At 40.0% G+C, this 24,437-nt stretch carries 16 protein-coding genes; all 16 read right to left on the bottom strand.

Going from position 1 to position 24,437, the window contains the following annotated elements:
- Nucleotides 1-1,256 (bottom strand): hypothetical protein (locus JMX93_RS10590; RefSeq protein WP_499204672.1); only part of this gene is annotated, 1,256 nt, incomplete at its 3' end.
- A gap of 129 nt (nucleotides 1,257-1,385) precedes the next feature.
- Nucleotides 1,386-2,117 carry a hypothetical protein gene (locus tag JMX93_RS10585; RefSeq protein WP_499204671.1) on the bottom strand — a complete coding sequence of 244 codons (732 nt, stop codon included), beginning with the start codon at nucleotides 2,115-2,117 and terminating at the stop codon, nucleotides 1,386-1,388.
- Between the two features lie 158 nt (nucleotides 2,118-2,275).
- Nucleotides 2,276-4,018 (bottom strand): hypothetical protein, encoded by a 1,743-nt coding sequence (locus JMX93_RS10580; RefSeq protein WP_499204670.1) that lies wholly within the window; start codon nucleotides 4,016-4,018, stop codon nucleotides 2,276-2,278.
- Between the two features lie 202 nt (nucleotides 4,019-4,220).
- The gene (locus JMX93_RS10575; RefSeq protein ID WP_499204669.1) at nucleotides 4,221-7,079 is read right to left on the bottom strand and encodes a glycosyltransferase; all 2,859 of its coding nucleotides are present in this window, start codon (nucleotides 7,077-7,079) and stop codon (nucleotides 4,221-4,223) included.
- Nucleotides 7,080-7,112: 33 nt separating this feature from the next.
- Nucleotides 7,113-8,357: a UDP-N-acetyl-D-mannosamine dehydrogenase gene (gene wecC / locus JMX93_RS10570; protein WP_499204668.1), complete on the bottom strand. Its 1,245-nt coding sequence runs from the start codon at nucleotides 8,355-8,357 to the stop codon at nucleotides 7,113-7,115.
- Between the two features lie 39 nt (nucleotides 8,358-8,396).
- The gene (wecB, locus tag JMX93_RS10565; RefSeq protein WP_499204667.1) at nucleotides 8,397-9,536 is read right to left on the bottom strand and encodes a non-hydrolyzing UDP-N-acetylglucosamine 2-epimerase; all 1,140 of its coding nucleotides are present in this window, start codon (nucleotides 9,534-9,536) and stop codon (nucleotides 8,397-8,399) included.
- A gap of 39 nt (nucleotides 9,537-9,575) precedes the next feature.
- A complete protein-coding gene (galE, locus tag JMX93_RS10560; RefSeq protein ID WP_499204666.1) occupies nucleotides 9,576-10,625 on the bottom strand; it encodes a UDP-glucose 4-epimerase GalE in 1,050 nt (349 codons plus the stop codon).
- Between the two features lie 100 nt (nucleotides 10,626-10,725).
- Nucleotides 10,726-11,601, bottom strand: a complete 876-nt coding sequence (sucD, locus tag JMX93_RS10555) for a succinate--CoA ligase subunit alpha (protein ID WP_443510533.1) — start codon at nucleotides 11,599-11,601, stop codon at nucleotides 10,726-10,728.
- A 152-nt stretch (nucleotides 11,602-11,753) separates the two neighbouring features.
- Nucleotides 11,754-12,920 carry an ADP-forming succinate--CoA ligase subunit beta gene (gene sucC / locus JMX93_RS10550; protein WP_193012646.1) on the bottom strand — a complete coding sequence of 389 codons (1,167 nt, stop codon included), beginning with the start codon at nucleotides 12,918-12,920 and terminating at the stop codon, nucleotides 11,754-11,756.
- 156 nt (nucleotides 12,921-13,076) lie between these two features.
- Nucleotides 13,077-14,531 carry a dihydrolipoyl dehydrogenase gene (gene lpdA / locus JMX93_RS10545; protein ID WP_443557705.1) on the bottom strand — a complete coding sequence of 485 codons (1,455 nt, stop codon included), beginning with the start codon at nucleotides 14,529-14,531 and terminating at the stop codon, nucleotides 13,077-13,079.
- A 222-nt stretch (nucleotides 14,532-14,753) separates the two neighbouring features.
- Nucleotides 14,754-15,995: a 2-oxoglutarate dehydrogenase complex dihydrolipoyllysine-residue succinyltransferase gene (odhB, locus tag JMX93_RS10540; protein WP_193008440.1), complete on the bottom strand. Its 1,242-nt coding sequence runs from the start codon at nucleotides 15,993-15,995 to the stop codon at nucleotides 14,754-14,756.
- Between the two features lie 153 nt (nucleotides 15,996-16,148).
- Complete coding sequence (locus JMX93_RS10535; protein WP_193012644.1) at nucleotides 16,149-19,034, bottom strand: 2-oxoglutarate dehydrogenase E1 component; 2,886 nt, start codon at nucleotides 19,032-19,034, stop codon at nucleotides 16,149-16,151.
- Nucleotides 19,035-19,959: 925 nt separating this feature from the next.
- A complete protein-coding gene (locus tag JMX93_RS10530) occupies nucleotides 19,960-20,670 on the bottom strand; it encodes a succinate dehydrogenase iron-sulfur subunit (protein ID WP_193008438.1) in 711 nt (236 codons plus the stop codon).
- Nucleotides 20,671-20,881: 211 nt separating this feature from the next.
- Nucleotides 20,882-22,732, bottom strand: coding sequence for a succinate dehydrogenase flavoprotein subunit (gene sdhA / locus JMX93_RS10525; RefSeq protein WP_443557709.1), 1,851 nt, complete (start codon nucleotides 22,730-22,732; stop codon nucleotides 20,882-20,884).
- A gap of 448 nt (nucleotides 22,733-23,180) precedes the next feature.
- On the bottom strand, nucleotides 23,181-23,585 hold the full coding sequence (sdhD, locus tag JMX93_RS10520; protein ID WP_193012659.1) for a succinate dehydrogenase, hydrophobic membrane anchor protein: 405 nt from the start codon (nucleotides 23,583-23,585) through the stop codon (nucleotides 23,181-23,183).
- A gap of 2 nt (nucleotides 23,586-23,587) precedes the next feature.
- Nucleotides 23,588-23,974 (bottom strand): succinate dehydrogenase, cytochrome b556 subunit, encoded by a 387-nt coding sequence (sdhC, locus tag JMX93_RS10515; protein WP_083475612.1) that lies wholly within the window; start codon nucleotides 23,972-23,974, stop codon nucleotides 23,588-23,590.
- Nucleotides 23,975-24,437: the final 463 nt, after the last annotated feature.

Raw genomic sequence — 24,437 nt, 5'->3', positions numbered from 1 at the left:
ATATTATATTTATTATCAATACAGACTTCACCCTTAATAAGAGTGAGACTATCATCTAGTTTTTCGACGCTCATTTTCGATGAAACTCTACTTTTATCAGAACCATCTCTATACAATGTAATTGGATATAAATCATCATACTTATAATAAAATGCACCAGAATGACCTCGTTGAGATTTAACTAGTACATTAGATGAGTCTTTCCAATCATAATTTAAAAAACCTGCATCAGTAATGACAGGCATGCCGTCGTACCAATAAAAAATAGATGTATCATCAGAATGTTTATGAGTTGAGGATGAATATCCGCACTTCATAGAAAAATATCTACTCCTCAACTTTCTATGTTTTATTGAATAGAAACCACTTTCTAGTGAATAAAACTCGGCAAACTCTAGTTGTTTCACTACTTTCTGTGAACTGATATTGCTATCTCCAAATGGGGGTAATTCTCCATTTGGTAGTGCAATTAAAGATAACGTATGCTCTGCTATCTTCAAGATAGCAGATAATTGATCAATTACTACTGAGTAACGACTATCATATTCTGTAATAAATTTCAGTTCAGCGATCTGCTGTCTTAAGAATTTAATATAAAAATTTTGATACGCTGGTGTATTTTCATTACAAAGGCCGTAGCTATCAAATGCACCTTCAACGATTTCAGTTAGTCTATTGGAAGCTAAATTAATAATGCTATCTTCCCTTGAAGAAGTCATTTTAACAAATAACGGTATATGCAGTAATGCTGATGCTAGCATCATTCCATGATTATTGTTTACGATATTATTTGGCAATATTGCCCATTCAACTAATTTTGAAAGTATTTCTAATATATTTTCTTTGTTAGTAAATTTTGTATCATCTTGAGCCAGAAGGTAAGTTAAATTCTTTACTTGTTCGGCTACCAAGTGATCTCGTGAAGTTAATTTATTAAAAATATCTTCACTTATTTGACTATTAATAAAGATATGATAAGCATCAATAAATTGATTAACAAAGTTATAATCCTCATGTTCCTTATATATAACTCTGAGCCAAGCTAAAGAATGATACCAAAGCATTGTGCTTTGATATTGGGGTGTTTCATTTATATCAAAAGTCGTATTAACGTCATCTGATAATATAATTAAGAATTTATTGGGAGTAATCGCATCATATCTATTGATATCTAGTGGTTCGATATTCCAGCTAGGTGTAATATCTGCGTCTCTTAATTTAATATAATCTAAATATTTATCTTTCGGTAAAAGCATGTGAAACCCTTAAAAATTATATAATAATTACTAATTAGAGGAGAAGCAGTACTCTACAATTCATTTAACTTAACAAGTTATATATTCTCATTAAATAATATGTAGATTGTTTACTTTCTAAATATAACTCTAAACTGATAAATTTTCTTTAACGAATGTCATATACTTTTCTTCCGGCCAGCTCCGTGCTGGAAGAAATTTTGCCTTATAACGCAAGGCATTTTCGATAGTGACTCTACCGATTTCTTTTCCAGGCACCCCTGCAATAATTGAACCAGCAGGTACAGATTTAATCACAACAGTATTTGGAGCAATGATTGATAAAGGTCCAATTTCAATACCTCCTGTTATATTCGCTCCAGCTCCAATAACTGTTAAAGCACAAATTTTGGGTACTGTAGTTAATTTATTCACTCTTTGATCAATTCGCGTTTTACTGCCATTACCACCTATAGTTACATTCGCTCCTATTGTTACACCTGGAGCAATCTCTGCATCTTTATGCAGGATAACTCCAATACCACCATATGCAAAAATAATTTCACCTTCTAATTCAAGAGAGGCTGGTACGTAACTATTATGAAAAAGGTAGTTCAACCTTTCACATCTATCAGCTCTGTCAAGCATTCCAGCTTTAAGATACCTATTTGAAGATTGCCAAATACGATAAGCACTAGGAATTTTATCGCCAATAGTAGGTATGCATTCAATCCAAGTATCAACTAACTTATCCCAACCATGATTGACCTTTTTTTCAGGAGATAAATTCCATTTGCCATCTCTTAAATTCGTTTTAATATCATTAATAAATTCTAGATCGGAAAAGCTACTATGAGAAGTTAAAGAAATATTGCTATTCACAAGGCTTTCGATATGATCTATTTTGGCTCTTAATTCTTGGAGAGTTTCTGATAGAAAGTTTTCTGACAGAGGATCATTTTGACACCTTTAAACAGTAAACAGTTTTAGGAACAGATATTAAAGTTTTTAGCACCTTATTGATATCATTAATATAGGCATCAAATTAGGCTATAATCTGCAAAAGCTCTGAGCTTTGAAGCTAAACTCGCCCTATTTCTTGGACTGTGTTCTTTAGCCCAAGAAATTAGGTTATTTAAGTCTTCATTTGCTAATAAAGAAAACTCTGTCCGACTCGACTGTAATATTTTGACAGAATCATCTATTTCTTTATCCAAAATTTTATTAAAATCCCAATCTAATGAAGTTGGTCTCACAGCTCTTTGGAAGCCTCTAAGCTCCTTAATATTTTGTACAGTATCAAGTGCAGGAGATACTTTGACTGAGTCATTATTTATACGAGATAAGTGATAATTTGAATGAAAAATTCGCTCATCTGTGGGCGAATCAAATTCAAAATATGCAAGTTTATCATCAAAGCAACGAATAACATCGAAAAGCACACGCCCTGTCACTTGCTCACTCAAGGGAAGTGAACGTGAAGCCTCTAATAAAGATGGTGTAGCAGCTACGTTCAGAGTGTACATTGACTCAGGTATAGAATGCCTTTGACCAAAATGAAATCGATTTCTAAAATTTAAATAATGAGCATCAAGTTTATGACCAACTTTATCTCCTGGTAGCCTTTGGAACGTTTCTAGTAAAGAATTAATATAAACAGGTAAAAACCCATTTCCAAAGCTTTTTTCTTTGAACTGATGCAGTAGCTCTGATAAATAATCATCAGAGCTCATTATCGATGAATCTGCCGTACGAAAGAGCATCGGTTTCCAATATTCACGATATAGCTCACCGCCACCGCCCAACATACGTATCGATGGAATCTTCGATAAAGAAAAAATTGGCTGTATATCTGCTGGTACAATCCAATGGTATGTACCAAAAACTTGAGAACGTCTTCTTTCCAGATTCTGTTCAGGTGTATGTACAGAATATCCAATCGGAACTGGTCTACCTTGGTAACTACCACCATATCTTTTAACCAATCCAGAAGCGATATTTAAATCAGTAGTGAGACCAGGGGAGGTTGGATTTGAGATAGTATTGAAGATAGCATCTTTAACCCTACCTGAAGCAACCAATGCGCCAAACACTACCCGACTATCTCTACCACCCGTTAAGTCGGAAAATACTGGCAGCCCACTATCCAATATAGCTGTTACATTATCTATAACCTCTTGAGCACCCTTCCTAATTAGCTGCCAATATTCAGTCGGTGATTTTTCTTGGAAATCACTTTTCAAATAGGTCTGCTCTATATGAACTTTTCCGTTTATAATCTTTGCAGTAGCTCCAGCTGGTAAGAGCTTCACTCCATCTATCGGGGTATCGAAGGTATTAAGAGAATAAGAGAATCCACCATTATTATAGGTAGAACTAAAAGAGGCAGGGATATTTGTTTTTTTGATCAATAATGCTAATAGATGTAATCGGTTAGAAACAAAACTTTCAGAAGTATAAACCATACTCATCCCAAAGGGATCGGGTTGTACCAAGGCAGAATGACTAGATAAATCCACAAAAACATAATTCCCTGCACCGTAATTGGAAGGTATAACGCTCATGCGCCTTGGACCAAGATAAAAATTCGAATCTAATACACCTAGGCCAGATAAGAAACGATCACCCAACCTACTATCCCAAACGTAAGCAGTATATCCAGATTTCTTAATCTCGTTGGCACCCAAACCTATTAAAGTACTTCTAATATATTCATTACTTTGAGTCGTAATCAAAAAATCAACTCTAGAATCTGAATAAGGGATAAAATTTAATTTACTCATAGAACTCTCAAAAATTTAATAGTATAGTAATTATGCATTTGATAAATATATAATAGAGCTTGTAATATTTCACTTATGTCAATAATCTTAGATATAGTTATTTTTTATTTTTCAATTCACTCATAAAAATACCTTTTTCAACTAAATTTAGGATTGTAGTCTCACTATCTAGCTGCTACTGCTAAATAAATATAGTGAACTTTTAAAAGTCATTTAGAATTTCAAATAAAGTTTCATAATCCTGATTACTACCAATCTTTGTAAGGTATTGCGTAACTTCCAGCCTATTGAGCGCACTACCTTCTTCATAGAAAGACCATATAGCACTATTGCTTCCTATATAATCACTTACTTTTGATGGCAGATACGGATTAACACCAAATACCTCTTCGGCTTTAGCATCGTTCACTATCAATACATCCATCTTTTTACTTATTGATAAAAATTCAAAATAATTGACATAGGGATTAATAATAAAGTAATTTTCTAACCCCTCTTCCTTAATCATTTCATAAGCAGAATCAGTTTGTTCAGTAAAAATATGTACAAGCGGTTTCTTTAAATAGTCATACTTATATTTATTAACATTGTAATATTTCAATATTTTAATTAAATCATCTAATCGACGTGTTTTATAGAAAGCACCGAAGTATGCAAAATTAATTTTACTATTATCTAGTGAATAATCAGCTTGGCAGCTTTCATAAAACTCTGTAGGTAAGGTTGGATGTGGTTTGATATTGGGTACAGCTTTAGCACTAACTAATTTTTCACGATGAGGAAATTTACTCAACATCAATTTCTTTTGATTTTCACATGTAAATATAATTTCATCTGCAAATAAATAAACTATTAGTTCACACCAAACATACAGGTTTGACTCTTCTAATAAAGAAGAACTCAGCTTAAATTCATTAATAAGATGTTCTACCCATTGTTTAGATATATCAGATTTTCTAGGATGACCTTCAATATCAAAGATAACTGGATCAGAAAATTCCGCAATCCAATGGACAGTAGGGTTCTTTCGTTTATATTCTAATGCTGCAAAATGTGAGGCTGGCCAGAAAGATCGACTATATACTTTTTTGTATTTTTCATTCTTACTAGTTAATGCGTCAACTGATGTACAAAAGTCATCAACCCCCTTCCATCCTCCAAAAGTAATAGGTGTTGATATCACAAACGAATCTCGTACTAAGTGCTCATCAATCTTAATTAGTTCAGGGTTAACATTTCTTACTGATGACATATCTGCACACATGACATCACACAATTGATTAAACTCAAACACTCTTTTTGCTGCCACAACTGCGCTTGTATCTACAAAGGGAGGGTGACAGTAACTAATCACTAATAATTCAGGAGATGTATAACCTAGTCTATCTTGCATATATCGATAAGGAAAGCATTTAATTTGCCGTTTAACTATCTCTAAATGTACATTGCGGTACTCATTCTCATTTTCTTGTAAATACTTAACAATAAATCCACACTGCGCTCTAATCTTATCATCAATGAAACTATGCCTTTCAGTCTCTGAGTATTTTTTCAAAACGGTGAGATCTTTGATAACATCTAATCTTTGTTCAACATTAAAATCAAAACTCATCTGTTGTCTAGATACAGAGTTATCTCTTAATCTTCTAATGTAGTAAGCATTTTCGTTAGACGACATTATTAGTCTTGGACGATAATTACTATAGTACTTTGTAAAAAAGACTACATCTTCACCACTTCTAAGTTTTTCATTAAATGATATTTTTTTCAGATTTTCTGTAGGCAGTATTTTACTCGCGATCATCGTAATTGCACTTGTAAAGTCCGATAAATCTTCGGTTTCACGTTCTAACGAGTTTAGTAGCTTGTTATTTATTGTGTTTTGTTTAATTAGTTGATCAGATTCTGTTAAGTCGTATATTCTGCAGAACCCTATAGCGTCTATACTGCTAGTCTTATAAAGTGCTGCGATATACTCTTCTGATAGTAAGTCGTCATCATCACAAAATATTGTATATTTTTTAGTGGCTGCAGCTATAGCATAGTTTCTTGCGCTAGAGGCACCTATCTTATCAATATAACTGCAGTTAATATCCAGCTCTGGATTATTTTCAGAAAAATTTTGCACTTTATCAATCGTATTATCTCGTTCACCGTTCACAACAACGATGACCTCGATTAGACTTAAATCTATATTCTTCTGATTCTTTATGCTCGTAAGGGTATCAACAACTGTTCTTTCACCTTTATAGCTTGGGATAATTACAGAAACGCCATCATCTAGAACGATACCTTTTTCGGCATTACAACTATTTTTTTTGAAATTGGCTGTAACGTTTTTAAAATTAACTATTCCCTGTCCTTTTACTCTCAGACCTAAACTAAAGTAACTTACATTTTCCGGTATTTTAAGATTTAATCCTTTATTTATTGGCAACATATTATAGGATAACCTTTCTTCGGTGTTAGCACCGAAGAAAGAGATTATAACTACTACATCTAAATTAGAAGACACATCGAATGTAAAGTTCAAATACAACATATCTCTTACAATTTCATTAACTTTCCAAAAGTTCTTTGATGAGGTATATATTGTTTGACTTTCGTCATTCTCAAAAAATATTTTATTTTTTTCTAGAAAAACTATCTTTTTTCCAGAATTAACTCCAAAGGTCTTAATAAAATCATTGATGTTATTAAAGTCAGAGTGATAAGCATCACTACTACTAGAATGCAAAAAGTCATTCATTGTTTTAAAATGAGCACCTTTATATATCTCTACTCTTTTAGCTGGAGCTTTTTTTCCTATAACACGAGCTGATCTCCGATTTTTACTCTCTAAATAAATAGTAAATAGCTTTCTTGGTGTACTAATAGCGCTAGGTAAGTCTTTCTTAGCATCTATGAGGGTTTTACCAAGCTTGTAAGATATGGTATCAAACTCAGGATCACCTATAGATACGAATGTAGTACCTATTTGACCTTTACTTACACGCTGTAATTCTTTGAACTCAGACCTAATATAGGCAATATTCTGTCTAACCTTTGAAGTAAAATCCATAAACCACCTGCATTAATTTTTATAGAGCTATTGTTAGACTATTCCTACAGTATCAACTATCGCTTTGTCTTGAGGAAACTGAACAGATTTAAACTGATTATGCCCGACTAAAACAGCAATAACATCTGCTTGTGTCAGAGCATCACTTAAAGAAAATAGGCTGCCCGTAGATAAAGTATTCGGTAACTGCTTAATGTTAGGCTCGACCAGTAGAATTTCAGCATAATCCATCTTGAGCATTTTTCCTGCAATATGAACTGCAGGGCTCTCTCGTAAATCATCAATATCAGGTTTGAATGCTAAACCTAATAACGCTACTGTCGGCTTATCAATCCCTTGCTCTTTTAACTTGTCCACCTCGGCCTTAATCTTTTCAATAACCCAGTTAGGCTTATTATCATTTATCTCACGAGCCGCACGGATGATTTTAGCCTCATCTGGGTTTTGATTAACGATGAACCAAGGATCAACAGCGATACAATGTCCACCAACCCCAGCCCCAGGTTGCAAGATATTGACGCGTGGATGGTGATTGGCCAGCTCAATCAACTCCCAGACATTAATATCTAACTTATCAGAGATAATAGATAATTCATTAGCAAAAGCAATGCTCACATCACGAGAGGCATTTTCAGTGAGCTTTGCCATTTCAGCAGTGCGAGAGTTGGTTGCGAGCAAATCACCTTCTACGAATATACGATACACTTCTTGGGCTTTTTCCGTCGACTCTTTGGTCATTCCACCAATAATACGATCATTTGAAATCAGCTCTTCTACTACCTTGCCTGGCAGTACACGCTCAGGGCAATAAGCAACAAAAATATCGGCTTCATTTTCAGGCTCATGATACTGAGGAAAGGTAAGATCAGGGCGCTCTTCAGCGAGCCATTCGACCATTTTCTCAGTGGCACCCACTGGTGAGGTTGACTCTAGAATTACGACGTCACCTTTTTCTAACAGAGGGGCTAATGCTTTACTAACAGCATGAATATAGGATAAATCAGGTTCGTGATCATCACCTTTGAAAGGCGTCGGTACTGCGATGAGATAAGCATCTGAGTGTACTGGCGTAAGGCTAGCTTTAAGCTTACCATTATCAACAGCTTGTTTGACAATCGCTTCTAGACCTGGCTCAACGATGTGAATCTTGCCTTGATTAATTGTATCAACTGCATGTGGGTTAACATCGACACCGACGACATTGGCACCATGATGGGCGAACATCGCAGCTGTTGGTAAACCAATATATCCTAGACCAAACACACAAATATTTTTCATCTTTCTCTCACTTAATTTATTCATAGTCGATTCAATTTTTTAAGCTTCTTTATGTCCAAAAAAATTAACAATAGTCTCTGCTATACGTTGTGAAGCCTGCCCATCACCGTACGGGTTATGTGCTTCACTCATTTTTAGATATAAAGCTTCATTTTCAATAAGGTTGCTAACTTCAGCCACAATAGTAGCGTGATGGGTACCAACTAATTTAACGGTTCCTGCTTCAACTGCCTCTTGACGCTCAGTTGTTTCACGCATCACTAGAACTGGAATACCGAGTGATGGTGCTTCTTCCTGAATACCACCAGAGTCAGTTAATATAATGTGGCTGGTACTCATCAGATAAACAAATGGTAGGTAGTCCTGCGGTTGAATCAACTTAACATTATCAAGACCACGTAGTAAACGTTCAACTGGTTCCTTTACATTGGGGTTCAAATGTACAGGATAAACAAACTCATAATCTGGGTATTTTTGAGCAAGCTCCTGAATTGCTTGACAGATCGACTCAAAACCACCCCCAAAATTTTCTCGGCGATGCCCAGTAATTAATACACGGCGTTTGGTAAAGTCTAGTTCAGTGAACTCCTGCTGCAAATTATTTCTGAGAGTCTCGCTAGTTTCTAGCTTATGTTTGACATCTAATAGTGCATCAACGACTGTATTACCAGTGACATAAATAAAATCAGGATTATTATGCTCATCATATAGATGCTGAGCAGCCGTTTTGGTGGGTGCAAAGTGCAGTTTAGTAATGATGCTGGTTAGTTGTCTATTGGCTTCTTCTGGCCATGGAGAATAGATGTTATAGGTCCGTAATCCAGACTCAACATGTCCAATTGGTATTTGCTGATAAAATGCTGCTTGAGCACCACACAATGTGGTCGATGTATCACCATGAACTAATACCAAATCTGGCTGACACTCTTCAAGAATAGGTTCAAGAGCAAGTAGCATTCTTGAACTGGCTTGAGTCAAACTTTGTCCTGACTTCATAATATCTAAATCATAATCTGGTGTGATCTCAAATAATGACAATACCTGATCGAGCATTTCACGATGCTGTGCTGTCACACAAACTAAGGATTTTATATTAGGATTGCCTTCCAAAGCTTTGACAACTGGTGCCATTTTAATGGCTTCAGGACGTGTGCCAAATATACTCAGTACTTTTATCATAAAGATCTCTTGTTTATTTCAATATATTTTTGATTTAGATTATTTTTTTATATCATAACCATTCGGATTCATGCTCTGCCAGCGCCAGCTATCTTGACATATCTCAGTAATTGATAATTTTGCTTGCCACTCTAACAGATTTTTCGCTTTATCAGCACTGGCATAGCAACTGGCAATATCACCTGCGCGGCGGTCTGCAAATTGATAAGGAATATCTTTTCCAGAAACATTAGAAAATGCCGTTACTAACTCTAATACAGAAGTACCTTTGCCAGTGCCTAAATTAATAGGTAAAAATCCTACTGAATCTCTTTTTCCTGTATTTATTTGACCTTCTAAATAATTCAGTGCAGCAACGTGACCTTGCGCCAGATCAGTAACATGGATAAAGTCACGTACACCTGTCCCATCTATTGTAGGATAGTCATGCCCGAAGATACTGAGTTTTTCAAGTTTTCCTACAGCTACTTGAGAGACATAAGGCATCAAATTATTTGGTATGTCGTTCGGATCTTCACCGATCTGTCCTGATGAATGTGCGCCTACTGGATTAAAGTATCTAAGAGGAATCAGATTCCAACTGTCATCGGATACGGCAAGGTCTTCTAATATGTGCTCGACGGCAAGTTTGCTTTGTCCATAAGGATTGGTACAAGAACGCTTTGAATTCTCATCGATAGGTAGGATTTCAGGGTCGCCATAAACAGTGGCAGATGACGAAAAAACGAGGTTTTTGACATCATACTCTGCCATAACTTCCAGTAAGGTAATAGTGCCACTGACGTTGTTATTGTAATATAGCAATGGCTTGGCAACAGATTCACCAACGGCCTTTAATCCTGCAAAATGAATGACACCGAAGAACTGATGAGATAAAAACACTTGTCTAAGTGACTCAGCATCGCGAATATCGCCTTCGATAAACTCAATAGGCTGACCAATGAGAGCCGAGACACGATTGATTGCTTCACGACTACTATTAGATAAGTTGTCGTATACGACCATATCATAGCCAGCTTCATGCAGTGCGATACAGGTGTGTGTGCCAATATAGCCAGCACCACCTGTGACTAGTATCTTGTTTTTCATAAATGTATTTTCGGGACAAAAAAAAGACACCCCATTGTAGGAGTGTCTTCTTGATATTTCAATGCAGTTTTAGTAGCTAGAATGTAGACTTATGCCTATCTTACCAACCAGTAACTTCTTTTAGCTTTTCGCCAAGCTTAGATGGGTCGCGCGTATATGCGATACCAGCATCTTCAAAGGCTTTGAATTTCTCTTCAGCAGTACCTTGACCACCAGAAATGATAGCGCCTGCATGACCCATACGCTTGCCTTCTGGAGCGGTAACACCAGCGATATAACCAACAACAGGTTTAGTTACATGGTCTTTGATATAAGCAGCCGCTTCTTCTTCAGCAGTACCACCGATCTCACCGATCAGAATGATTGCTTCAGTTTGTGGATCAGCTTCGAACAGTTTTAGCGCGTCAATCTGGTTCATACCAGGGATAGGATCACCACCGATACCGATACAAGTTGACTGACCAAAACCAAGCTTAGTTGTCTGAGCAACGGCTTCATAAGTCAATGTACCAGAGCGTGAGATGATACCCACTTTGCCTGGCTGATGGATATGGCCTGGCATGATGCCAATTTTGCACTGACCTGGAGTGATAACACCTGGGCAGTTAGGACCAACTAGACGTACATCGCCCGCTTCTTCAAGGTAGCGTTTGGCTTTTAGCATATCGAGAGTCGGTACGCCTTCAGTGATCACTACGATCAACTTAACGCCAGCATCAATTGCTTCAACGATAGAATCTAGTACGAATGGTGCTGGTACATAGATAACAGAAGCGTCAGCTTGGGTCGCTTCCATGGCCTCGCTCATAGTGTTGAATACTGGTAGGCCTAAATGCGTTTGACCGCCTTTACCTGGAGTTACACCGCCGACGACTTTAGTACCGTATTCGATCGCTTGTTCAGAGTGAAACGTACCATTCTTACCAGTAAAACCTTGTACCAATACTTTGGTATCTTTATCGATTAATACACTCATTATTTATTCCTTGTATTCGGTTGTCTTGCAATAGCCACCTGATGGTGTGTTATCGATTAAATATTAATGATAAATTTATACCAACAAGCTGCTATTACGCTTTGACTACTATGCTTAAGCGCATATATTTAAAGGACTATGCCCCAAGCATATTAAGCTTTAACAGCATCGACAATTTTTTGAGCCGCATCTGCTAGGCCTTGGGCTGAGATCAATTTCAGACCAGACTCTTCTAGGATTTGCGCGCCTTTTTCAGCGTTGTTACCCTCTAGACGTACAACAACTGGTACTTTTACGTCAACTTCTTTGATAGCAGCGATAATAGCTTCTGCAATCATGTCACAACGTACGATACCGCCGAAGATGTTGATTAGAACGCCTTCAACACTGCTGTCTTCTAGGATAATTTTGAACGCTTCAACAACGCGATCTTTAGTTGCGCCGCCGCCAACGTCCAAGAAGTTAGCAGGCTTGCCGCCGTACAATTTGATGATATCCATGGTCGCCATTGCAAGACCAGCACCGTTCACCATACAACCGATATTGCCTTCTAGAGCAACATAGTTTAGGTCAAACTCAGCAGCTTTAAGCTCACGCTCATTTTCTTGTGTCTTATCTTGTAGTGCTGCAATTTTAGGTAGACGATACAGTGCGTTTGAATCGATACCAATTTTGCCATCAACACAAACGATTTCGCCATTTTCACGAACGGCTAATGGGTTGATTTCCATTAGGGCAAAGTCGTTTTCAACAAATGCTTTATAAGCACCAGTCATCAATTTAACGAACTGGTTGATTTGCTTGCCTTCTAGGCCTAATTTGAACGCAACATCACGCGCTTGGAAGGGCATTAGACCAACTAAAGGATCAACATGTACTTTAAAGATTTTTTCTGGTGTGTTGTGTGCGACTTCTTCGATATCAACGCCGCCTTCAGTTGATGCCATGAACGTTACGCGACGCGTAGAACGATCAACAACTGCACCAAGATATAGCTCAGTTTGTACTGGATACATATCTTCTGCAACCAATACAAAGTTAACTGGTTGGCCATCAGCGTCAGTTTGGAAAGTAACCAAATTGGTACCGATGAGCTCTTCAGCAACTTGCTTGGCTTCTTCACGAGTCTTAACCAGCTTTACACCACCCGCTTTACCGCGACCACCAGCATGTACTTGCGCTTTGATAACCGCAATGTCAGTTGGCGTTTTATCAAAAGCAGCAGCAGCTTCGTCGCCGTTATGGGCAATGATGCCTTCTTGAATCGGCAAACCGTAGCTTTTTAATAGCTCTTTTGCTTGATACTCATGTAAATTCATTGATTGTATCCTTTATTTTTTACAATTAATAAAAAGTGAAAACAAGTGCACATATATACATGTTGGACATGCATATGGCGCACTTATGATCGTGGTGGAAGTCATAACAACCCCACCGCGATCAGGTTATAAGTCGGTACCTATCAAACTAACTACTTATTTCTTACGCTTTTTACGCTGAATGGCGTGAATAGCACGACCATCAGCAGACAGAGCAGCTTCATGCACGGCTTCTGAAATGGTTGGATGTGCAAAGGTCATCAATTGCAGATCTTCGATACTAGAGACAAACTCCATCGCAATCATACCCTGATGGACGATATCACCAGCACCAGCAGAAATAGCATGCATACCTAATAGGCGATCTGTTTTAGCATCAGCCACGACTTTGATAGAGCCTTCTGCTTCGCTTTGAGCCAATGCACGGCCGTTGGCTGCTAGATTGAATGAACCTGTTTTAACTTCGTAGCCAGCTGCTTCAGCTTCTTGCTCAGTCAAACCAACCCATGCGATTTCTGGATGGGTATAGATGACGTTAATAATCGTGTCATAATTAACTTGGGCTTTTTCGCCATGAATGCGCTCAACGGCCATCATGCCTTCTTCCATCGCTTTATGCGCAAGCATTGGACCACGAACCAAATCACCGATAGCATATACGCCATCAAGATTGGTTTTGCACTGATCGTTGACGTCGATAAGACCACGTTCAGTCAATGTGATACCACTGTCTTCGCCCAATAGTTTTTCGGAGTAAGCACGGCGACCGACACAAACGATCAGTTTGTCAAAGCTTTCTTCAGATGACTCGCCTTTGCTTTCGCTAGTGACGACAACTTGGTCACCTTGTACTTCAGCATTGGTTACTTTGGTATCAACACGGATATCAAGACCTTGCTTCTTCAGTATTTTGCCCGCTTCTTTAGCGATGTCTTTATCGGCGGCGGCTAAGAAACTTGGCAACGCTTCATAAACAACCACTTCAGCACCTAGACGACGCCATACTGAACCAAGCTCAAGACCGATAACACCGGCACCAATAACGCCTAGACGCTTAGGAACTTCGGTGAAATCAAGAGCACCAGTAGAGTCAACGATACGATCGCCATCAGTTTTAGCCACTGGGATATCGATCGGCACAGAACCTGCCGCAAGAATCACGTTCTTAGCAGTGATAGTCGTTTCTGCTTCATCAGCAAGGGCGGTAAATTTAACTTGCTTATCAGCGCCTTTGCCGTCAACCAACGTACCCCAGCCTTGTAGCCAGTCAACGCCATTGCCTTTTAATAGTGCAGCAACGCCGCCCGTCAATTGCTTAACGATGCCTTCTTTACGCGCAATCATTTGCTCAACATCGATGGCAACGTCACCAGTGCTGATACCATGTTCAGCAAGATCATGCTTAGTCGCTTCATAACGATGCGAGCTATCAAGTAATGCTTTTGATGGGATGCAACCAACGTTTAAGCAAGTGCCGCCAAGTGCTGGCTCACCTTTATAAACACGCTTTTCGATACAAGCAACGCTCATACCTAACTGACCTGCACGGATAGCGGCTTCATAACCACCAGGACCGCCGCCGATGACGACTAAATCATAATTGTCTTTCATAGTACGTTCCTATTTCTAATTATCGTTCTAATTGTAAGTATCATTCAAACTGAGGATTATCTCATTAATATATAAGCGATGTTTTTACTCAGCATGCTTCTACTTTATGGTAAATACACCATGTCAGCGAAACATTCTTATTTATTAATAAACAACTAGCACCACTGTTTAGACTAAAGTTAAAAAGCTTGTATCAGCGGCTGCCAATACAAGCTTAAAAGCTTACAGGTCTAGTAGCAACATGGCTGGATCTTCAACCAATTCTTTGATGGTTACTAAGAACTGTACCGCTTCTTTACCATCAATCATACGATGATCATAAGACAATGCAAGGTACATCATCGGTAGAATTTCAACTTTACCATCAACAGCCATAGGACGGTCGTTGATAGCGTGCATACCTAAGATAGCAGTTTGTGGTGGGTTCAAAATAGGCGTTGACATCAATGAGCCAAATACACCACCATTTGAAATCGTGAAAGTACCACCAGTCATGTCATCTAGGCCAAGTTTGCCCTTTTGAGCCAAGCCACCAAGCTCACGGATACGGCTTTCAACATCCGCCATGCTCATGCGATCGGTATCACGTAATACTGGAACGACCAGACCGCGATCAGAGGATACGGCAACACCGATATCATAGAAACCATGATAAACAATGTCGTCGCCGTCTAGTGAAGCGTTTACTGCTGGGAAGCGTTTAAGTGCTTCTGTAGCTGCTTTAACGAACAATGACATGAAGCCCAGACGTACGCCATGACGCTTCTCAAACTGGTCTTTATACTTAGCACGCATGTCCATCAACGGCTTCATATTAACTTCGTTGAACGTCGTTAACATCGCTGTTTCTTGTGAAGCTGCTAGCAAACGATTTGCGACTGTCTTACGAAGACGTGTCATTGGCACACGTTTCTCAGTACGCTCACCCATTGATTCAGCCACTGGACGGCCGCTGTCAGATTTGATGCTGCTATCCGCTTTCAATGTTGGGTTAGCCATATCTGTTTTGGTGACACGACCGCCGCGACCACTACCTTCCACTTCTTTTGGATCTACACCAGACTCTTTAGCTGCTTTACGAACTGCTGGGCTTTGATCTTTATGATCCGCTTCGTCTTTTTTATCTGTTGCTTGTACAGGCTCGCCACCATCTGCTGCTTGCTTCGCTTGTACTGGCGCTGCTGGCTGATCTGGATCTACCGCAGGAGCACTATCTGCACTGGCGCTGGCACCAGCTTCAAACTGACCGATGACCTCGTCAGACAACACGGTATCATCAACCTGCTTAACAATTTTGGTCACAACGCCGTTATCAGGCGCCACAACTTCTAATACGACTTTATCAGTTTCGATTTCAGCCAATAGGTCATCACGATTCACTTGCTGACCTTCAGTGACATGCCACTCAACGATAGTACCGTCGGCAACTGATTCTGGAAAAACGGGGGCTTTGATATCAGCCATCGATATACTCCTTAGATTGGGATATTCATATTTGTTATTAAGTCGTGATAGGCAGTCAGTGCCATCTTGGATAGCCATCTTAAATAAGATTATCTAGATTTTATTACAACATACTGACTGTTATCGCCTGATTCATTTATCTTCAATAATCTGTTATTTAGCCAACTCATCGACACTGATACCAAGACCACCAGCGATTAACGCTTGCTGCTGCTGAGCATGCAGTTTTGGTGAACCTGTTGCAGGTGCTGCACTCGCAGGACGTGCCACTGGCTCCATGACTTTCGCCTTGGTTGGGTGTGGTACGACGATACGGAACATATGCGGTGCTAAATAATACCAAGCACCTTGGTTAAGCGGCTCTTCTTGCGTCCATACAATCTCAGCCAAGTTGCTGTATTTTTCAATCTCAGCCATCAAACGCTGCTCTGGTAATGGGTAGAGCTGTTCGATACGAACAATAGCAACATGATCTAGACCTAAGGCACGGCGCTGCTCAAGCAAATCGTAATAAACCTTACCACCACAAAGCACCATACGAGTGACTTTGTCTGCGTTTTGATTGTCCATCTCTGGTAATACGGTTTCAAACTTACCATTCGCCAGCTCTTCAAGATTAGAAGTTGCTAGCTTATGACGCAGTAAGCTCTTCGGTGACATGACAATCAATGGCTTACGAATTGGGCGAACCGCTTGACGACGTAGCGCATGATAGATCTGTGCAGGTGTCGTTGGCGTAATCACTTGCATGTTGTCTTCAGCACATAGCTGTAAGAAACGCTCAAGACGTGCAGATGAATGCTCAGGACCTTGACCTTCAAAACCGTGTGGTAACAACATAGTTAGACCACAAACGCGCTGCCATTTGGTTTCACCACTTGAGATAAACTGGTCAATCACCACCTGTGCGCCATTGACGAAGTCACCAAACTGCGCTTCCCAAACGATCAAGGCATTTGGTACTGTCGTTGCATAACCATATTCAAAGGCTAGTACCGCTTCTTCTGATAACAGTGAGTTATAAGTGGCAAAACGGGCTTGGTTTTCACTAATATGAGCCAATGGCACATACATGCTGCCATCATTGATATTGTAGATTTCGCTATGACGATGTGAGAAAGTACCACGACCAACGTCTTCACCAGTAATACGTACCAATACTTTATCGTTATCGACTAGTGATGCGTATGCCAACGTTTCAGCTGCACCCCAGTTAAGAGGCTCTTCGCCCGTTTGCATGGCTAAGCGCTGCTCAACCACTTTTTGTACTTGGCGTTGTAACTTGTAGCCTTCTGGCATTTCCGCCATACGACGTCCATAACCTTTTAGAATCTCGATGTCGACACTGGTATCCCAATCATCCACCAATTCGTGACCTAAATAAGGTTTCCAATCTACAAATAGCTGCTCGTTAGGTTCTTGAACTAGCGAGTTGGCAACATAGTCACCACGGTCTAAAGATTCACGATAGTCATCTTCATACTGTTTTTCTTGTTCAGCATTTAACACACCCTCTTCGATGAGTTTTTGTGCATAAATCGTACGAGTCGTTGGTAGCTTCTTAATAACTGCATACATAAGAGGCTGAGTCGCTGACGGCTCATCGGCTTCATTGTGACCGTTGCGGCGATAGCAGAACAGATCGATAATGATGTCTTTATCAAACTCATGACGGTAATCTAATGCTAACTGTGCGGCAAATACGACCGACTCAGGATCATCACCGTTCACATGTAGAATAGGTGCGTGTACCATTTTTGCGACATCAGTACAGTACTCAGTTGAACGCACGTCTTCTTGACGACTTGTCGTGAAACCGACTTGGTTATTGATCACAATATGTACTGTACCACCAGTGGTATAAGCACGGGTTTGTGACATTTGGAACGTTTCTTGAACCACGCCTTGACCAGCAAACGCAGCATCACCATGAATAACGATTGGCAATACTGAATTGCCACCTTTGTTATCCAATTGTGGCTGATCGTTGCGGCGAACTTGACGGGCGCGTACAGAACCTTGCAATACCGGCGCGACAATCTCAAGATGTGACGGGTTAAATGCTAAAGCCAAATGCGCTTCACCGCCTGGCGTCATCACATTCGATGAGAAACCATTATGGTATTTAACGTCACCTGAGCCTTTTTCTGGCTGTACTTTGCCATCAAACTCGTCAAACAAGTCCGCAGGGTTTTTACCTAAGATATTGACCAGTAGGTTTAGGCGTCCACGGTGAGCCATACCGATAACCATCTCTTTAGTGCCATAACCGCCTGCACGTTGGATGATTTCATTGATAGCAGGGATAAAGCTTTCGCCGCCCTCTAGTCCGAAACGCTTAACGCCCGTATATTTACGTGCTAAGTATTTTTCTAGACCTTCAGCTGCTGTTAAGCGCTCAAGAATAGATAAGCGTTTTTCTTTATCAAACTTGATGTAACCTAAGTTGGATTCTAGATACTTTTCCATCCAGCGTTTTTCAGTACTGGTGGTAACGTGCATGTATTCAGCACCAATGTGGCGGCAGTAAACACGTTCCATAATTTCGATGATTTCACGCAATGGCGCTTCATCTTTACCAATATTTAAATCGTTGGTAGGAAATACCGTATCAAGGTCAGCTTCTGAAAGGTTGTGATAAGCAAGGGTCAAATCTTCCACTTCTGCACGTGGATGTAAATTTAACGGATCAAGCTTGGCGCGGCGATGACCACGGCGGCGGTAAGCTGAAATTAGCTGCTGTACACCCATTTGCTTAGGGTTAGCACAGTCAGTTAAATTGCCTGTATTTGCATCAGGCGCTTGAGTGCTAGCTTTGTTAGCCGTTTGGTTGCGGGCAAGCAACAAAAACTGTTCCTTAATAGCGTTGTGCTGTGCATCGTTTGGCGATTTATATTGTTCAAAATACGTTTGCCAATCGGTATCGACGCTATCAGGGTCGTTTAGGTATTGCTCATAAAGAGCTTCTATATAGCTGGCGTTGTCAGCAGCCAGTTCTGTATGTCCTAGGCTTGCGGCTTCTTTAGTTATACTATTCATAATAATCGTCTATTTGATAGATAAATGAATGGAATCGTGCTTATTATTGTGTAATCTGTCGTATGTTAGATATATACATACTTGATGCTATAAAAACTCAATCGTCTTCTATTCAGTACTGTTTTATAAAACCACAGTTATCACTATAAAAGAGTAGTACATTTGCCTGTCATTTTGCTTATGACAGACAGTAATTCTAAATAGTGATAATAAGTGTCATTGCAATACCTATTATTAAAAATACAATTATTTGTGAACGTCCAGTTTTCTTATCCGACTCGTTTCACAACATTAATTTATATATACTGCAATTAGTCATAACCAATTCATTGAAGATAAACATCCAATGAATCGTTCAGCTAGCCTATCACTTGGCTACTCTCGCTGAATCGTATGGTTACTTCCGAGCTATCATTGCTTTTGAGGCAAACATACATTGCTGTATAGAGTAGCATGACAGCGTTTTGCGCCATAGTTTGTTTGTTCAATAATAACTATTTAGGTAATGAATATCTACTATCATTTTAGGTACATTATTTCAGTTTACTGCGTGCCTTATACATCTATTTATCAGTAAAACATAACTGCTGACGACTAAAATTTAGTCATTAAAATGCCTTATCATTACAATGATGCACTATTCTAACATTTAACGTGGTTAATATCTCTTGGTGAATACTTTTTTCTAACACCAATTATATAGATTGCTGACGCATATATCATGTCTTCTTACATACAACCAACGTATTGTTATGTTAGCCCAGTATTACCTTTAACCATGCCATATAATTGTCTCTCTAAGAACTGTCTGGCACTGAAAAAGAATCAAACCATCTCAGAGAGCTTGCTCATAAAAAACACCACCTAATGATTAGGTGGTGTTCTTCGTACGATATCTGCAAAAAAACTAGGCGATTATAAACGATTAACCCGCTTGGTCAATAAGCATATTACGTAAATGACCAATCGCTTTGGTTGGGTTTAAGCCTTTTGGACAAACTGACACACAGTTCATGATACCGCGGCAACGGAATAGGCTAAATGGATCATCTAGACGCGCCAAACGTGCTTGCGTATCACTATCACGGCTATCAGCCACAAAGCGATAAGCATGCAATAGCGCTGATGGACCTAAGAATTTATCAGGGTTCCACCAGAACGATGGGCAGCTGGTTGAACAGCACGCGCATAGAATACATTCGTACAGACCGTTTAGCTTTTCGCGTTGCTCAGGTGATTGCAGACGCTCTGTCGGCGGTGCTGGCTGGTCATTGATTAAGTAAGGATGTACTTTTTCGTATTGCTCATAGAATTGGTTCATATCGACGACCAAATCTCGAACAACTGGTAAACCAGGTAATGGACGTACCGTGACTTTTTCTGGCAGAGTGTTCATGTTAATGAGACACGCTAGACCATTTTTGCCATTGATGTTCATGCCATCAGAGCCACAAATACCTTCACGGCAAGAGCGACGGAAGGTCAGTGTTTCGTCTTCCTTTTTTAGGCGTAATAACACGTCAAGCAACATACGATCTGAGTCTAGCAACTCAATCGTATACGTTTGCATGCGCGGCGCTGCGTCCAGATCAGGATCGTAGCGATAGATTTCGATGGTGCGAGTACCTCGGCTCATAATGCTAAACTCCACACGTAGGTGATGGCGGGCATACAAAGATTGCAGCACATCAGCGCTATTGATTAGTCAATATTGACAATAATTATTAAATATCGACTAATCATATCGTAACGCTGGCATGAGCATGTAGCTGGCGGTCACCTTTTAATAAATGAATAAGGGATAAAACGTTTACGCTGTTCGTACAGCTAAATTGCGCAGTCTAGAATTAATAGACGCGAACTTTCGGTTCGATATAATCAACCGTTAGTGGTACTTTACGAACTGGCTTATAAATGATGCGATTGCCTTCAGAATACCATAAGGTATGCTTCATCCACTCGTGGTCATTACGGCCATTTGGTGCATAATCGTCATCTTCTGGACGGTCATAATCAGATACACTATGCGCGCCGCGGCTTTCATGACGCTTTGCGGCTGATATCATTGTCGCTTTTGCCACTTCATATAAGTTCGCAACTTCGAAAGCTTCAATACGTGCTGTATTAAACACTTGTGATTTATCACCCAAATGGATTTTTTCGATCTTATCGCCCAGCGCTAAAATCTTCTCAACGCCTTCGTCCATCATTGCTTGTGTACGGAATACACTCGCATGTGCCTGCATGGTTGCACGAATCTCATCAGCCACGTCTTGCGCATTGTAGCCTTCGGTAGACTGTTGCAGCTTGTCTAAACGACGCACGGTGAAATCAAGCACGCGTGGATCTAGTGGCTTATAGTTGTGATCAGCATGGTGAAATTCATCAACAATGTGTTTGCCCGCAGCGCGACCAAATACCAATAGATCAAGTAATGAGTTGGTACCTAAACGGTTGGCACCGTGAACACTCACACAAGCACATTCACCAATGGCATAAAGACCCTTAACTACGTTGCCTTTTGCATATAAACCATCTTCATCCGTACCAGCTTCTAGATCAGGGGTAATTACTTGACCATGAATAGTGGTTGGAATACCGCCCATCATATAATGAATGGTTGGGATAACAGGAATTGGCTCTTTGGTGATATCAACGTTAGCGAAGTTTTTACCAATCTCAAAGACTGATGGCAAACGCTTCATAATGGTTTCAACACCCAAATGCGTCATATCCATGACGATATGATCGGCATTAGGACCACAACCACGGCCTTCTTTGATTTCTTGGTCCATCGAGCGTGATACTAGATCACGTGGTGCCAAATCTTTCACGGTTGGTGCATAGCGTTCCATGAAGGCTTCGCCATCTTTATTACGTAAGATAGCGCCTTCACCGCGGCAACCTTCGGTCAATAGTACACCAGCACCATGAACGCCCGTTGGGTGGAACTGCCAGAATTCCATGTCTTGTAATGGGATGCCAGCACGAACTGCCATGCCAATACCGTCACCAGTATTGATATAAGCGTTGGTAGATGCCGCAAAGATACGACCAGCACCACCTGTCGCTAGGACAGTGATTGGTGATTGGAATACGGCAACCGTACCTGTCTCTTGCTCAAGCGCGATAACACCGTTGATGTTGCCAGCTTCGTCTTTGATCAAATCAAGCGCAATCCACTCGATGAAGAACTCAGTGCCTTGCTCTAGATTTTTCTGATATAGCGTATGTAGCAATGCGTGACCTGTACGGTCGGCAGCAGCACAAGCGCGTTGTACGGCTTTTTCGCCATAGTTCGACGTATGACCACCGAATGGGCGCTGATAAATCGTGCCATCTTCGTTACGGTCAAACGGCATGCCCATGTGCTCAAGCTCATAAACTACTTTTGGCGCTTCGCGGCACATGTATTCAATCGCGTCTTGGTCACCCAACCAATCTGACCCTTTAACGGTATCATAAAAGTGGAAATGCCAGTTATCGTTACTCATGTTGCCCAAACTTGCGCCGATACCACCCTGAGCCGCAACGGTGTGCGAACGGGTTGGGAATACTTTGGTCAAAACGGCAACTTTCATGCCCGCTTCTGCCAAATGTAGTGAAGCACGCATACCTGAGCCGCCGCCACCAACGATGACTGCATCGTAGTTTAGGGTCTTAATATTACTAATGGTATTATCTTGTCTAGTTGCCATTACGGTTTTCCTAATGCCTGTTAATGCTTAGAAGTAAATAAAAAGGCTGTCTCAAAATCATCCTATTGCTGGACAAAACACTTTATTGTCTCGCCACTACTTGCAATTATCAAAGTGGATGATGCTAACAACCTTTAACCACCTAATTTGCATATCTATCGTTATATTGGGTTCGCTCACTGACTAAACCATAGCGCACTTACTATATAAGTGACTGACTAAGTCAATGATGTCCAACGCTATGATTGGCTATGACTATTTTTGGCTATAACGGATGACTTTGACATTTGTTATGTCGCGTCCGTTATTGTTCATAGATAAATCAAGGTTATCAATATATATAGTCTGTTCAATATAATGTGGATACAAGGAAAGCTAGTGAAAGCACTACAAATAGTAGACTAATCAAGCCTGACACCGTATCCATATTATAGGGGATTGGCTATAGTTAAACGGCAACAACACCGAAACCAGTACCCCAAAAAATCATAATACCCCAAAATAGAAACACTAAAATAGCGATAATCATCAATGACTGTAGCACTAAGCGTAGACCTGCGGCGCTTGAGCCCAATTTGCCAGTGGTAATATAATCAGTGAACACGGTCCACATACCAACCCAAGCATGGCCAGCTAGTGCAAGTACCGCCACCAAGCTAAATAGACGCATAGGCAAACTGGTCATAAATGATGACCATTCAACGAAAGTAACATCGCCGTGCGTCAAAAAGAAGCCCAGCAATACCACACTATAAACGGCTAAAACGACAGCGCTAATACGCTGGATAATCCAATCGCGTGAGCCTGAACCTGTCAGACCGGTCGCACTTTTGATTCCTGAATCATTTTTTATCATTAGAACATCACCCATACAAATGACGCGACAATTAGAATCGCTGCAATCACAAAACTAACCATAGACGCAGTGCGGCCAGATTTTAGCTCTTCGTTCATGCCCATATCAGCAAATAAGTGCTTGATGCCCATCACAAAGTGATAAGCAATCGCGGCAACAAATATCCATGCTAAAAAGCGCACAAGTACGTTGTCAAATACGGTTTCAAAACTCTCAGCCGAAGCCAATGAGTTCTGTAGTAACCACAGCATGACAGGAATCAATAAAAATAAAATAATGCCAGAGATACGATGCAAGATAGAGGCGATCGCAATCGGTGAGCGATTAACGCTAATCACTTGGCTTAAAGGCAGATCAATAGGTCGGTTGCTTTTCACAGCGGGCATCCTTTTTGCGGTTATACTCCTGTATCTGCTATCAACGCTTGATATCACTGATGTCGATTAAGCATTGAGCAACACACGAGACGAATAAAGTAAGGAAGAGCTAGCTGACTTCGTTTAGTTTGCGCTAAATATGAAGAAAGGATCATGGAGTTCAAAGTATTGATAAATTGTTTAATACCGCTCGTCAAATCGACAGGTCTGTCAAACAACCCATCTATTATACAACAAAGAAAATAAACATGAGTAAGATCGATTAACTAGTCTATTTTTACTGGTCATATCAATAAAAATAACGCTATTCCGTCATCGATATCAATACAGCCCTTTTACTAAAAACTTAAAAATAGAACAGTTAACAAGAACATTCAAACCATGGATCGAAGATATTGTTTATCAAAACGCTGGTGCGTCGTTGCTCTTGTGCTACTCAGCCGAGACCGAGTATGAATAGAAAAACGACACT

It is taken from the genome of Psychrobacter muriicola 2pS, assembly GCF_904846535.1.
Classification (GTDB): domain Bacteria; phylum Pseudomonadota; class Gammaproteobacteria; order Pseudomonadales; family Moraxellaceae; genus Psychrobacter; species Psychrobacter aquimaris.
The sequence above is the reverse complement of the archived record's forward strand: the minus strand, read 5'-3'. Positions and strand labels throughout refer to the sequence as shown.